This is a genomic window from Cellulosimicrobium sp. 22598 (assembly GCF_052044445.1).
In the GTDB taxonomy this organism is placed as follows: domain Bacteria; phylum Actinomycetota; class Actinomycetes; order Actinomycetales; family Cellulomonadaceae; genus Cellulosimicrobium; species Cellulosimicrobium cellulans_G.
On sequence record NZ_JBQEMZ010000010.1, the window covers coordinates 155,521 to 168,756 of the forward strand.

13 protein-coding genes and 1 tRNA gene are annotated in these 13,236 nt (G+C 71.0%); 9 read left to right on the top strand and 5 right to left on the bottom strand.

Annotated features, from left to right (window positions below):
- Window positions 1-206: 206 nt before the first annotated feature.
- Window positions 207-1,817 (top strand): class I SAM-dependent methyltransferase, encoded by a 1,611-nt coding sequence (locus tag ACTJIY_RS12790; RefSeq protein ID WP_440674111.1) that lies wholly within the window; start codon window positions 207-209, stop codon window positions 1,815-1,817.
- A gap of 138 nt (window positions 1,818-1,955) precedes the next feature.
- Window positions 1,956-2,552, top strand: coding sequence for an ASCH domain-containing protein (locus ACTJIY_RS12795; protein WP_440674112.1), 597 nt, complete (start codon window positions 1,956-1,958; stop codon window positions 2,550-2,552).
- Between the two features lie 43 nt (window positions 2,553-2,595).
- Here ACTJIY_RS12795 and ACTJIY_RS12800 read toward each other — a convergent pair whose 3' ends face one another.
- Window positions 2,596-3,222: a pyridoxamine 5'-phosphate oxidase family protein gene (locus ACTJIY_RS12800; RefSeq protein ID WP_440674113.1), complete on the bottom strand. Its 627-nt coding sequence runs from the start codon at window positions 3,220-3,222 to the stop codon at window positions 2,596-2,598.
- A gap of 48 nt (window positions 3,223-3,270) precedes the next feature.
- On the opposite strand from ACTJIY_RS12800, the gene ACTJIY_RS12805 reads away from it, so the two are divergent.
- Entirely contained in the window at window positions 3,271-3,882 is a 612-nt protein-coding gene (locus ACTJIY_RS12805) for a DinB family protein (RefSeq protein ID WP_440674114.1), read from the top strand.
- 104 nt (window positions 3,883-3,986) lie between these two features.
- Here ACTJIY_RS12805 and rlmC read toward each other — a convergent pair whose 3' ends face one another.
- A complete protein-coding gene (gene rlmC, locus ACTJIY_RS12810; protein WP_440674115.1) occupies window positions 3,987-5,111 on the bottom strand; it encodes a 23S rRNA (uracil(747)-C(5))-methyltransferase RlmC in 1,125 nt (374 codons plus the stop codon).
- A 198-nt stretch (window positions 5,112-5,309) separates the two neighbouring features.
- Here rlmC and ACTJIY_RS12815 point away from each other — a divergent pair, with 198 nt between their 5' ends.
- Window positions 5,310-6,959, top strand: coding sequence for a glycoside hydrolase family 64 protein (locus ACTJIY_RS12815; RefSeq protein WP_440674116.1), 1,650 nt, complete (start codon window positions 5,310-5,312; stop codon window positions 6,957-6,959).
- A 171-nt stretch (window positions 6,960-7,130) separates the two neighbouring features.
- On the opposite strand, the gene ACTJIY_RS12820 is transcribed toward ACTJIY_RS12815, so the two are convergent.
- Window positions 7,131-7,418 carry a DUF4287 domain-containing protein gene (locus ACTJIY_RS12820; RefSeq protein ID WP_353707533.1) on the bottom strand — a complete coding sequence of 96 codons (288 nt, stop codon included), beginning with the start codon at window positions 7,416-7,418 and terminating at the stop codon, window positions 7,131-7,133.
- Between the two features lie 73 nt (window positions 7,419-7,491).
- Window positions 7,492-7,731, bottom strand: coding sequence for a three-helix bundle dimerization domain-containing protein (locus tag ACTJIY_RS12825; protein WP_353707534.1), 240 nt, complete (start codon window positions 7,729-7,731; stop codon window positions 7,492-7,494).
- A 399-nt stretch (window positions 7,732-8,130) separates the two neighbouring features.
- Between ACTJIY_RS12825 and ACTJIY_RS12830 the strand changes: the two genes are divergently transcribed.
- Window positions 8,131-8,586, top strand: coding sequence for a DDE-type integrase/transposase/recombinase (locus ACTJIY_RS12830; protein ID WP_440674117.1), 456 nt, complete (start codon window positions 8,131-8,133; stop codon window positions 8,584-8,586).
- A 289-nt stretch (window positions 8,587-8,875) separates the two neighbouring features.
- Window positions 8,876-8,948 (top strand) — tRNA-Lys (locus tag ACTJIY_RS12835).
- 835 nt (window positions 8,949-9,783) lie between these two features.
- Here the strand turns inward: ACTJIY_RS12835 and ACTJIY_RS12840 are convergent.
- Window positions 9,784-10,638 carry a hypothetical protein gene (locus tag ACTJIY_RS12840; RefSeq protein WP_440674118.1) on the bottom strand — a complete coding sequence of 285 codons (855 nt, stop codon included), beginning with the start codon at window positions 10,636-10,638 and terminating at the stop codon, window positions 9,784-9,786.
- 154 nt (window positions 10,639-10,792) lie between these two features.
- On the opposite strand from ACTJIY_RS12840, the gene ACTJIY_RS12845 reads away from it, so the two are divergent.
- The 3 genes from ACTJIY_RS12845 to ACTJIY_RS12855 all read left to right on the top strand — a co-directional run bounded on the left by ACTJIY_RS12845 (window position 10,793) and on the right by ACTJIY_RS12855 (window position 13,071).
- Window positions 10,793-11,182, top strand: a complete 390-nt coding sequence (locus ACTJIY_RS12845; protein ID WP_440674119.1) for a hypothetical protein — start codon at window positions 10,793-10,795, stop codon at window positions 11,180-11,182.
- 407 nt (window positions 11,183-11,589) lie between these two features.
- Window positions 11,590-12,423, top strand: coding sequence for a DUF732 domain-containing protein (locus tag ACTJIY_RS12850; protein ID WP_440674120.1), 834 nt, complete (start codon window positions 11,590-11,592; stop codon window positions 12,421-12,423).
- A gap of 240 nt (window positions 12,424-12,663) precedes the next feature.
- Window positions 12,664-13,071 (top strand): hypothetical protein, encoded by a 408-nt coding sequence (locus ACTJIY_RS12855; RefSeq protein ID WP_440674121.1) that lies wholly within the window; start codon window positions 12,664-12,666, stop codon window positions 13,069-13,071.
- Window positions 13,072-13,236: the final 165 nt, after the last annotated feature.

Sequence of the window (13,236 nt, forward strand, 5' to 3'; positions counted from 1 at the left end):
ACACCGTCCCATACGTCCCCTGTGCTCCGCATCGTGGACGGGCGTCCAGGCCAGCCGGATCGGGGAGCGCTCAGGGGCGGGCGCCCCGGCGACCAGCGGGTTTCCCCGCTCGGCGGCCTTCACGGAGAGCGAACACGCGGTCGCCGAGGGGGACCGAGCGGTGAGACGGGTTGCGTCGAGGGGGTGACGCCCCGCACGGTGTGCGCGTGCACCCTCCTGCGTCCCCGCCGGTCCGTCGCGTCCTCTTCCCGGGGCGTCACCACGTCGTCACGCGCTACCAGGTCGACTACCTCCGGGCGCTGCGCGCCGGGCTCGTGCGCGACCTCGACGGGCACCGCGTGCGGTGCGCGCCCGACGTCGAGGTGGTCTGGGTGGTCACGTCCGCGAACCACGCGGGCACGCGCCGCAACCCGCTGCCGGGCCACCGGCGCGAGGCGCTCGTCGAGAACGTGACGACCCGGGAGGGGCTCCGGTCCGTCGTCGTGCCGGTGCCCGACGTCGCGCCGGACGACCGGTTCGCGCACCTCGTCGTCACGAGCGTCGCCACGGCGACGGGTGTCGCGCCCGACCCCGCCGACACCGTCGTCGCGTGCTCGACGCCCGCGCTCGTCGACGCGTACCGCGCGCTCGGCTACCGCGTCGCGGGCGTGGAGCTCGACGCCGCCGAGCCGGGCGGTGAGCTGCCCGCCCGCCCGTGGGACGTCGTCGAGCAGATCGCCGCGGGCGACGAGCGCTGGCGCGACGTCGCGCACCCGGCCGTCCCGGAGTTCTACGCGCGCTACCGGTTCGTGGAGGACGTGCGGCGGATCTTCGCCGACCCCGTCGTCTCGGGCGACGGCGACCTCACCTCGACGCGCGACTACCGCACGTACGCCGCCGCGTTCGAGGACGCGTCGGCGCGCAAGTGGGCCCAGGTGGCGCCGCACGTGCGGCCCGGGCGGATCGTCGACATCGGCTGCGCGACCGGCGGCCTCCTGGAGCACGTCGCGCGCGAGCCGCGCCTGCACGAGTCCGACCTGTTCGGGGTCGACGTCGCGCGGCACCTCGTGGCCGAGGCCGAGCACAAGAAGGCCCAGGGCGCGTTCGCGAACCCGCACGTGTGGTTCGTGCAGGCCAACATCCTCGACCGGTCCGTGATGCCCGACGCGACCGTCGACACGACCCTGACGATCGCCCTCACGCACGAGGTCTCGTCGTACGGGGACGGCGTGCGCGACGTCGAGACGTTCGCGCGCCGCGTCCACGCCCACACCCGGCCCGGCGGGGTGTGGATCAACTCCGACGTCTGCGGCCCGGCCGCGCCGGACCGCGTCGTCGTGCTCACCCTGCGGACCGACGACGGCGCAGCCGCCACCGGGGACGGGCCGGGCGGGGCACGTACCGACCTCGACGGCCTCGCGCGCGCGGACGTCGCCGCGTGGGTCGGCGCGCTGTCCACCGACGCGCGCCTGGTCCAGTTCGCGCACGACTTCCCGCGCCTGTCCGGCGCCGCGTTCGCGCCCGAGCGCCTGGCGCCGGGGTCGTGGCGGCTCACGCTGCGCGAGGCCATGGAGTTCCTCACGCGCAAGGACTACGTCGACAACTGGCTGTCCGAGTGCCACGAGCGGTTCTGCGACCTCAGCGGCCCGCGGTGGGCGGACCTGCTCGCGGACGCCGGCTTCGAGCTCGAGCCGGGCAGCGGCGCGTGGCGCAACGAGTGGGTCGTCGAGCACGCCCTCGCGCCCGTCGCCGCGCTGCACGACGCCGCGACCGGCGAGCCCCTCGACTGGCCCGACACCCACGTCCTCACCGTCGCCCGCCGCCCCGAGCTCGCCTGACCCGGCCCCGGGTCCGACCCCGCCGAGGTAGAGCCCTGGTTCGCCCAGGTAGAGCCCTGGTCATGACCAGGGCTCTACCTCGCGTGACCCGGGCTCTCCCTCGGGAGATCGGGGCGGCGGCGTCGTACGCTCGGAGGCGTGCTCCTCGACGCCCGCACGCTGCGCGGCCTCCAGGACGGGACCGTGACGCTCGCGTTCCGCCGCTGGACGACGCCGCGCGTGAAGGTGGGGACGCTCCAGCGGACGCGGATCGGGGTCGTCGAGGTGACGTCCGTCGAGCGCGTCGCGGTCGGGCCGGACGGCGCACCGCTCGTGTCCGACGACGAGGCGCGCCTCGCGGGGATGGCCTCACCGGAGCGCGTGCTCGCCCGGGGAGCCGCACGCGAGGGCGACCTCTACCGCGTGGGCATCCGCCTGGCGGGTCCCGACCCGCGCGTCGCGCTGCGTGAGGACGCCGACCTGGACGCGGCCGCCGTCGAGCAGATCCGCGCGGCGCTGGACCGCAAGGACCGCGCCGCCGCGGCGCCGTGGACCCGGCAGTACCTGGAGCTGGTCGCGGCGAACGAGGGGGTCGTCGCGCGCGAGCTCGCCGCCGGCCTCGGGATGGCGCGCGACGACTTCAAGGTACGCGTGCGCCGGCTCAAGGAGCTCGGCCTCACCGAGAGCCTGGACGTCGGCTACCGTCTCTCCCCGCGCGGCCGGGCCTACCTCGACGCGACCTCGCCCGGCTCCTGACGAGCCGGTGGGCCGTCAGCCTCTGTCGTGCCGTCGCGCGACGTCAGGTGGCGGACGCCTCGACCGGTCGGCGAGAGGTCGCGCTCGACGGCGACGACGGGCCGACAGGTTCGGCGGGCTCGCCGATCGCGGGGAGGCCGTCGATGCTCGTCGAGTTCTTGGTGACCCGGTAGTCGTCGAGCTGCTCGGGCGTCTTGCGACCCGCCCAGCGGTCGAGCAGGTCGCGGTCCTCGACGAGCTCGAGGTGCGGGACGGAGAACCCGCACGAGTCGGAGACGCGCGTGACGTCCACGACGACGACGCCGCGCTGCCCGGCGGTCTCCGTCTTGGCGAAGTGCCCGCGCAGCGCGTCGAACTCCGCGCTCCCGGCCTCGACGTACCGGCCGGTGCCGTGGAAGCGGACGATGGTGGGCGGCCCGGAGAACGCGCAGAACATCACGACGATGCGCCCGTTCTCCCGCAGGTGCGCGGGAGCCTCCGCGCCCGACCCGGTGTAGTCGAGGTAGGCGACGCGGTGCGGCGAGAGCACGGCGAACGTGCCGGCCATGCCCTTGGGCGAGACGTTGACGTGGCCGTCCGCCGCGAGCGGGGCGGTCCCGACGAAGAACACCGGCTGCGCGAGGACGAACGACGCGAGCCGGTCGGTGATCTCTGCGTGGACGGTGCCCATGGGGCGAGTCTGGCACCGGCGTGGGAGGGCGTCGGTAGTGTCCGGTGGATGAGCACGAGGACGGCACCTGACGACCCCAAGGCGACGCTGCTGCGGTACCTCGGCCGGGAGCGGGACGCGCTGCTGGCCAAGGCGGAGGGGCTGAGCGAGTACGACGTCCGCCGTCCGCTCACGCGCACCGGCACGAACGTCCTGGGACTCGTGAAGCACGTGGGCAGCGTGCAGCTCGGCTATCTCCACGAGGCGTTCGGCGGCACGCACGACCTGGAGCTGCCCTGGTTCGCCGACGACGCGGAGGTGAACGCGGACATGTGGGCCACGGCGGACGAGAGCCGGGAGGAGATCCTGGAGCTCTTCCGCCGGTCGTCGGAGCTGTGCGACGCGACCGTGGCGTCGCTCGACCTCGACGCGCCCGGGCACGTGCCGTGGTGGCGCCCGGAGAACCGCGACGTCACGCTCCACCAGGTGCTCGTGCACGTGCTCGCGGAGGTGGCGCACCACGCCGGCCACGCGGACATCGTGCGGGAGCTCGTCGACGGCGCTGCGGGGGACGGCCGGGGCAACCTGCCCGCGCTCGACGAGGCCGAGTGGGCGGCCTACCGGGAGCGGCTGGAGGCGTCCGCCGTCGAGGCTGCGCGGCGCGCGGGCGAGCGCCCCTGACCGCGAGATCGGCCCGCGCGTCGCCAGATCGGCCTCCGGAGGGTCGATCTCGGACGCTCGGGTCGATCTCGGTGCCGGGGTGAACGGCACCCGTACGAGCGCGGTCAGCCGCGCTCGAGCAGGACCGCGACCTCGTAGTGCGACGTCTGCGGGAACATGTCGAGCACCCGGGCGGCGCGCGGGCGCAGCGACGGCATGAGCGCGAGGTCGCGCGCGAGCGACGTCGCGTTGCAGCTCGAGTAGACGACGTGGCCGACGCCGGACTCCTCGAGCCACGTGCTGAGCGTCTCCCCGATGCCGCGCCGCGGCGGGTTGACGACGACGAGGTCGGGCACGTCGTGCCGCGACAGCGCGAACGCCGTCGCGTCCTGGGCGAGGAACGTCGTGCGGTCGAGGCCCGCGTCGCGCGCGGTGAGCCGCGCGCTCGCGACGGCCTCGGCGCTCGTCTCGACGCCGACGACGTCCCGGCCCGGCCCCGCGACGTGCAGCGCGAACCCGCCCACCCCGCAGTAGAGGTCCCAGACCGTGGCGGGCGCGGCGTCGTCCACCCACTCGCGGCCCTGGCGGTAGAGCGCGGCGGCGACGTCGGTGTTGGTCTGGAAGAAGCTCTGCGGGCGCAGGTGCAGGTCGATCCCGTTGACGCGCATGCGCAGCGTCTCGGCGTCCGTGAGGAGGATCTCCGTCTCGCCCTCGACCACGGCCTTGTGCTCCGGGTGCAGGTTCACCGAGACGACGCGCAGCGACGGCAGCGCGTCGAGCAGGCTCGGCAGGTGCTTGCGGACCCGGGGGAGCGACTCGGTGGACCGCAGGACGAACCGCGCCATGAGGTCGCCGTCGGGGGACAGCGTCACCAGCACGTACTTGAGCTCGCCGCGACGGGCGCGCACGTCGTAGGGGACGAGCCGCGCGCGGGTCACGAAGTCCGCGAACGCCGGGAACGACGCCTGGAGCGCGGCCGGGTAGAGCGGGCAGTCGGTGAGGTCGACGCCGCCGCCCTCGCCGAGGATGCCGAGCACCGGGGCGTCCGTCGTGCCGGTCACGACCATCTTCGCTTTGTTGCGGAAGCCTGACTCCGCCGAGTCGACCGTGGGCAGCCAGGTCAGGTCGGGTGCGAGCGGCGCGAGGAGGTCGGCGCAGTGCTCCTGCTTGCCGGTGAGCTGCGCCGGGTAGGCGAGCTCGAGGAGGCTGCACGACCGGCACCGGCCGGCGTCGTAGTGGTGGCACTGCACTCGTTCGAGTCTAGGTGCCGGGCGGGCCCGGGTGCGGTGGGGGCCGTGCGGCGACGTCGTGGGAGCGCTCCCTGGCGCGTTGGCGTGGCGTCCGCTACGGTCGTGGCAGCGCTCCCACACCTCGTGCGGCAGTGCCGTCGCCGGGCCGTCCGGCGAGTGCGGTTTCGACGGAGCAACCGAACAAGGAGCAGACCTGGCATGAGTCTCGACAGGCGGAGAAGAAGCAGACGAGCGTGGGCCGCCCTGTGCGCGGCGGTCCTCGCGGTGAGCGGGTCGGTCGTCGGTGCGGCGGCCCCCGCGAGCGCGGTCCCGGCGACCATCCCGCTCACGATCACCAACGACTCGGGCAAGGGGCCGATCTACCTGTACGTCCTCGGCGAGCGCGACGGCGTCGCCGGCTGGGCCGACGCGGGCGGCACGTTCCACCCGTGGCCCGGCGGGGTCGGGCCCGTGCCCGTCCCGGCACCCGACGCGTCGATCGTGGGACCCGGCCCCGGCCAGTCCGTGACGATCCGGCTCCCGAAGCTGTCCGGGCGCGTCTACTACTCGTACGGCCAGAAGATGACGTTCCAGATCGTGCTGGACGGGCGCCTCGTGCAGCCCGCGGTCCAGAACGACTCCGACCCCAACCGGAACATCCTCTTCAACTGGACCGAGTACACGCTCAACGACGGCGGGCTGTGGATCAACAGCACGCAGGTGGACCACTGGTCCGCGCCGTACCAGGTGGGCGTCCAGCGCGCCGACGGGCAGGTCCTCAGCACGGGCATGCTCACGCCGAACGGCTACGAGGCGTTCTACACGGCCCTCGAGAGCGCGGGGTGGGGCGGGCTCGTGCAGCGCGCCCCCGACGGGAGCCGCCTGCGCGCGCTCAACCCGTCGCACGGGATCGACGTCGGCAAGATCTCCTCGGCGTCGATCGACTCGTACGTCACCGAGGTGTGGAACTCCTACCGCACGCGCGACATGGTCGTCACGCCGTTCTCCCACGAGCCCGGCACGCAGTTCCGCGGCCGGGTCGACGGCGACTGGTTCCGGTTCAGGAACGCGTCCGGGCAGGAGGTCGCGGCCTTCACGAAGCCCGACGCGTCGAGCGTGTACGGGTGCCACAAGGACCTCCAGGCGCCCAACGACCACGTCGTCGGGCCGATCGCCCGCACCTTGTGCGCGGCGCTCATCCGCACCACGGCGCTGACGAACCCGAACCAGCCCGACGCGAGCGACGCCGGCTTCTACCAGGACGCCCGCACCAACGTCTACGCCAAGCTCGCGCACCAGCAGATGGCGAACGGCAAGGCGTACGCCTTCGCGTTCGACGACGTCGGCGCGCACGAGTCGCTCGTCCACGACGGCAACCCCCAGGCCGCCTTCATCAAGCTGGACCCGTTCACGGGCGCCGCGACGCCCATCGGCGACAACGATGGCAGCACCGAGCAGCCGAACCCCGGCGGCGGCCTGCCGACCGGCACCGGGACGATCCGCGCCGGCGCCGCGCTGTGCCTCGACGTGCCGTGGGCCGACCCGACCGATACCAACCAGGTCCAGCTCGCGAACTGCAGCGGCAACGCGGCGCAGCAGTGGACCCGCGGGCCCGACGGGACCGTGCGAGCGCTGGGCAAGTGCCTCGACGTCGCGCGCAGCGGGACCGCGGACGGCACCGTCGTGTGGATCTACACGTGCAACGGGACTGGCGCCCAGCAGTGGGTCTACGACGCCGGCACCCAAGCCTTGCGCAACCCGCAGTCCGGCAAGTGCCTCGACGCCCAGGGCGGGGCGCCGCTCCACGACGGCCAGAAGGTCCAACTCTGGACCTGCAACCAGACCGAGGCCCAGCGCTGGTCGTTCTGACGCCGCCCGGTCCCTGACCCGGCAGCACGCCCGGTGCCCGACGCCGCCCGCACGCGGGACGTCGTCGGGCACCCGGGGCTTCGTCGAGCGTGCACCGGGGCCGGTGACGGGCGACCCCGAGGTCTCCCTGCCCGCGGTGCGCGGGGCGACCCGGGCGGTGTCCGCGGTGCGTCAGGCGGGCTTGGTCGCCTTGCCGTCGAGCCACAGGGTGTCGGACTCGTCGCGGTGCGTGCCGTCGGACCCCACGTGCTTCGACGAGATCCGCGGGCCCTTGGTGATGACGTGCACGATCGCCATGCCGTGGCCCCGACCGAGCCCGTAGTCGTCCTTCAGCCACTCGAGGATCGGCGTCGCCTTCGTGGACTCGTCGAACCCGCGCTCGTGCGCCAGGTCGACGAGCTGGCGCGGGGTGAGGCCGGTCTTGTCCTCGACCGCGTCGAGATAGGCCTGGAAGGACATGCGTGCTCCTCGTCGTCGGGGGCGGGCCGCTCGACCCGCCGGTGAACCTACCGACGGTCACCCACACCCGGACTCATCGGTCCGGTCGCGGCGTCCTCCGCGCCGGGCGGGCCGGCCGGGTACCCGACCGCAGCACGTCCGTCACCGCGTTCTCGACGAGCACAGGCACGAAGTCGCGCACGTGCGCGGTCTGGTAGCGCCCGAGCTCCGCGAGCACCTGGTCGCGGACGTCGTCCACCGGCACCTCCGGGAAGCGCGCACTGATCCGCTCGACCACGACGTCGATCTCGCGGTCCTCGTCCTCCATCGCCATGACCCGACGTTCCGGCCCCACGGCGCGGGGCACAACCAACAGCGGATGAACAGACGGCGCACGCGCTGCACCGGCGGCGACCCGTCCGTGTCACCGACCCGCGGGCTGCTCCTCCTGGTCCTGATGCTCGTCACGACGGCGCCACGCGACGTCCCCACCCACCGAGGGCGAGGCACCCGCAGCGAGGAGCCGCTCGGCGGACTGAACCCGCTGTCGTCCGACGCGACGGACGCGTGCGTCCGGGCGAATTGGACGGCGGTGTGCAGGGACGGGCATGACATCGCCCGGTGCACCGTGGAGCGCCTCATGGGCGAGCTTGGCGTCACCGGGGTGGTGCGGGGCAAGGCCCAACGTGTGAGGTGACCTGGGCTGGCGGCGGTCCGTGCCGCCGATCTGGTCGTGTTCGACGTCCACTCCCGCCGGATCCTGGGCTGGCGGGCCGCGACATCGATGCGGGCCGACCTGGTGCTGGACTGCCTGGAGATGGCGCTGTGGACCCGGCGCACCGAGGACGTAGTCGACCTGTCCGGGCTGGTCCGCCACCACACAGACGCCGGCAGCCAGTACACCTCGATCGCATTCACCGACCGCCTCCTCGACCACGGCATCGACGCATCGGGTTCCACAAGACCGAGCTCATCCGCCCCGAAGGCCCCTGGAAGGGCCTCGACGACGTCGAGGCCGCCACCCTGGACTGGGTCCACTGGTTCAACACCGAACGCACCACGGATACATCGACGATCTCACCCCGGTCGAAGTCGAAGCGGCCTACTTCAGTCATCACCAACGCCAAGCCGACGCGGCTTGAGGCACGAAACCCAGTCCCCGGACATGCCGGGTCGACTCAGACTGTGACTTGGAGACGTGGAAGAAGCTCTGCGCGACGGCAGGCGTGCCGGTCATCGTCCTGCGCGGGGAGCGGGGGACAACGGCGAGCGCCATGGCTCGCAGCGGTGTCCCGATCACGACCGCCCGCGACGTCTTGGGCCACGCGAGCGCGGAGACACCCTGAAGCACTACGCGCGCCGAGGAAGCAGCCAAGATTGAGGGCATGGCGACGCCCGGTTCCGCACTGTCGTAGGCATGACCCCTGGGCCCGAGTGGGTTCAGGCTAGGCTGCGGACAGTCGTCACGAGGCGACGACGGGCCGCTAGCTCAATTGGCAGAGCAACTGACTTTTAATCAGTGGGTTCGGGGTTCGAGGCCCCGGCGGCCTACACGCAACACGTGTTCGATCAGGGTCGCGCTCTTGCGGCCCCTGCGGTGTGTCCTGAACGGATACCTGCAGGGGGCGATACGGCAGAGGCCTCACTCGACGGCATGAGCCCTGGCGTCTCCGTGCCGAGCGAGTGGCGGCTACTCGATTACCTTGTCGAACAAAACCCACCGTCCCGTGCCCTAGCGGTAGATGGACTCGGTGGTCCAGGAAGACATGAGCCACACGTGGCTGAGCCCGTCTGAGCCGACGTGGCTGAGCCCGTCTGAGCCGAGCCGATGCAAGGTCGGCGACCCGTTGACTTATGTCACCTGCCTCGGTGGACAACGCGATGACGCGCGAGACAAGCAGGCCGCCGACGATCGCGACCAATGCGGCAGCGGCGGCCGACCGCGGAGAGCGGAGCGGTGGAATCCACGACGTGAGGCCGCCACAAAATGCCCCGCCACGTGCGCGTGCTCGTCGTCTACGGCTGAGCCGCTCGGGCTGCCGGTGGTGCTCCGCCGTGGCTACTGTCGCCTGAGCACCGGCCACACGGTAGGTGTCACGTTGATGACTGGGCACGAACGCGAACGCCGACGCCAGGTCGCGATCGACACGACCGCCAGCTGGTCGCTGGATAGCCACGAGCCCGACGCTGAGACGCTCGCTCTCATCAGGCGTTGGGTCGACGGCGAGCTGACCTTCGACGCGTGGTCGGAGGCGATGAGACCTGATCCCGCGGGGTAGGACGTCCTGGCCGCGGCTCGGACGACGAGGCCGATCAGACCCGTCCGCGCCGCCGCAGACGTCCTGCGTTTCGCAGGAAGGGTCGGCGGACGAGGCCGTGATGGGAGTCAGTCAGGCTCGGGAAGTTGTTCTCTTGACTGATAGCCCCGGCTCCCGCGGAGTTGTTCGGGGTCGTCGTCGCCCTCCCCGGTGTGCGGCGGCAGCTCCATCGTTGGCCGCTGTGGCTCGGCGGGGCGATGGACTGCCGCCGGAAGGCCGAGGGCGCGTGTACTGAAGATCCTCATCAGCTCACGCGAGGTCTCCTCGTCATGCAGCGACGGGTTGGCCTCAAGCATCCCGCGGATGCGGTCGGCGAACTGCCCAGGCGTCAACTGCTCCGAAGGAGTTCGCGCCTCCACGTCCTCCGGCCCGTCGACGACGTGGGCGCCAGACAAGATACGCCGCTGCTCGTCCTGGAAGGCTCCGGCGGCGAGCATCGCCTGGAACCGGTACTGCCACTCGGCGAGGCTCATCACGATGACGGGCTCGGAGACTGCGACTTCCGTTCCCGGCGCGTCGCCAACGACCACAGTGGACACGACCTCTGAGGACACCGTGTGGGCAGGGACCTCGCCCTTGGCCCAAGGTACAATCCGCTTCAGCGCGGCCTTGACCTTCGGGGCGCCCTTATCGTTCCACCAGCGCTTGATGTGCGGTGTCGCGGCGACGATGCCGACAACGGCTAACGCGGCGATCAGTGCGGCGAGGTCGATGCCCTCGCTGTCCTCCGCCGTGCTCGCGACTGGTGGCTCGTACCGGCCCCCAGAAGAGTCGTCCGCCTCGGGTTCCTCGACCCATCGCCAGGCGGCGTGTCCCTTGAGGTCGCCCGTCTCGTCGTCGAAGAGATGACCGGTGAAGGCGCCAGCGACCTGGTGTGACGTCCCCAGGTGCTGACCCTCGGGGAAGACCGGCTCATAGGGCATGCCCAGAGAGTAAGCCCGCGTCTCGCTCAGCGGCAGGTGGCGGTACCAGGCGCTGCCTGACCGCCCGAGCACAACGACCGCGACAAGCCGTGGCTGGCGCAAAGTTCACGCCGTCGCGGGCGACGCAGGGTTCTACGAGCACTTGAATTGCCGCATGAGTGCAAAAGATGTCCCGGCTCCGATCCTGGTCGAAGCCGCGCCCCGTAGGAATGTCCGACTCTTCGTCGCGGGGGTGATCGCGATCGCGATCGGCTTCATCGTGTGGGCGCTGGGCCGGATCGTGTTCAAGACCTCCCGCAGCGACCCGTGGCTGCCGGACCTCGACGATCAGGTATCGATCTGGACCGTGACCGGCCTCATGATCCTGGTGGGCCTGCACCTTCTGATCGTCGGCGCGGTACTAATCACGAAGGCGCTGCGCCCCGCGCCGCGTCGGCGCGTGATCGCTCCGTTCGCTCTCGTGGGCGCAGTGATCGTCATCTCCTTCGTATGCATGAGCGCCGGCAGCACGATCAACGGCTGGGTCCTTGAAGCGAGCCCGTAGTTCGACGGCGAGGTCTGGGACGCAGCAACCCCGCCCTGGCGCTCTTCAAGCTTCCCTTCATGCTGTGGGCTCTCGTCGGCGTCGTCGGAGTGATCTGGCTCATCGTAATGGGCATCATCAAGGCGACCCGGAAGGTTGCGGCATCCGCCTGACGTTCACGGGCGCAGGCTGGACGAACGACCGATCGACTTGAGCGTTGCCACGCTCGAGTCCTCCTCGCAGGTATCGGCACGCGACGTGGTGGGGACGGTAACGAACGTTGGAGCCTGACGTGCCGGGCGGCAAGCATCACCGGCACGGCGTGTTCAGGTGGTGGTCGACGTCGGCGAGGACCTGATCGAAAAGTCCGGCAGCACTCGCGATGATTCACCCGCCGAGCCGTCGGAACTTGGAGTTAAATCGGGCACATGGATGCCGAAGAACCTTACCCTAGCGAAGTCCCGCAGCGTCCCTTTCGGACGAGCGAACCGGCCGACCCGAGATCCGCCGTCAAGCAGGACGACGGTTGGAACCTGGTCGGGCTTGCGGTCGTCGGCGGGGTCGCGTTCGGGTTGTGGTGGCTCATCTCACGTGGCATCGACCGTTGGCTCGGGGGCCGTTTCCCTACCTCAATCCAGTGGTGGGTTGCGGCAGGTGGCGTTATCTGTGTCCTCCTGATGGCAATGTCCGTGCGGTACAAGCGCTTTGAGACCCCCGCTGGCACCGCAGTGCTGCTCACAACCATCGGCGCTGTCGCGGGACTCATCGTTGGAGGAGTCGCCGGTGCCAACGCTCCAATGCCGTGGGTGGCATCAGAAGCCGCCTCCAAGGTCTGCGATGAGATCTCCGAGAGCCACGGAGGCGATCGTCCAACCTTCAACGCGTTCTTCGATGCGCGGAACGGGTTCTTTGACCGCTGGGCGAAGTCGCGTGTGGTTGACACGGCCGGATGGAGTGCGGACTTCGATGCCGCCTACGCGGCGAGCTGCCCTCACCTCGTACCCGCTCCGGAGGCGCTCCCTGACGGAACGATGCTCACACTTGAACACCTGGATGACCCAGCCACGTCTAGCGACAACGGCCCGTCGGTGGCGGACGTTATCCAACAGTACGGCGGCGTCGTATGTGACCGCCTCAGTAAGGGCTGGTCGTACGCGGACATCGTGGATGGGTTGATGGCCACCGGCGATGCCAACGCTGAGGAGGCGAGACTCATCGCGGAGGCTGCGATCGCCGAACACTGCCCCGGGTACGGCCCCTAGAGACTGTCCTGTATGTGGTGCTTCACGTGGGACGGCCGCGATCTGAGGGTGTTCTCGACATCAACCGTGTCATGGATCGAGCCCTTCACGTAAGCACGAACGCCCGGCGGCCGGGTCCCCCCGTACTGCGACACCGATATCGGCTTCACCAAGGACATCGGGCTCGACGACCGTTCCCGTAGCGAGCTTGCCAGCGCCTGGCGCCGCGCGCCCGGGAAGAACCCCTTGCCGGGTCGCGTCGTGGCCCAGCTCATGCTCGGGTTCTGGGTCAACCTGCTCGACGCCGGCGGCACCGTGGGCCGGAGCGAGCCTCAGTCGTTCAAGATGAACTACGAGGACCTGTGGCGCGACTGCGTCCATCAGGCCTTCCGTGGCGGTCGCGCCGTCGCGAATCAGCGCCAGGAGCAGTTCACCCGCTCTTGGACTCACGAGATCGCCAGCACCGTCCAGACCGTGCGCAACCGGTGCGCCCACCACGAACCGCTCCTGCGCGGGATCCCGTTGCCCGGGCAGAGCCGGCGCATCAGCGCGCAGGAAGGCTACGACGCCTACGTTCTGCTGCTACGGATCATCAACCAGGACCTCGCCACCTGGGTCGAGTCGAACTCCGCGGTGGCGACGGTCCTGGCCTGTCGCCCGCAGCCGTAGTGGTCGTCGCGGGCTCGGAACGCCTGTGGGGCGCGCCACTCTCGAGCTACCGGTAGACGGCCTGCGTGTCGACCTTGAACCATCGCCTGTCTCATGCCACCCGTAGAAGCGGAGAGTGCAACGCGGGTCGTCGGTGCGGCGAGAACCGCGTGGCCGTTCCACGGT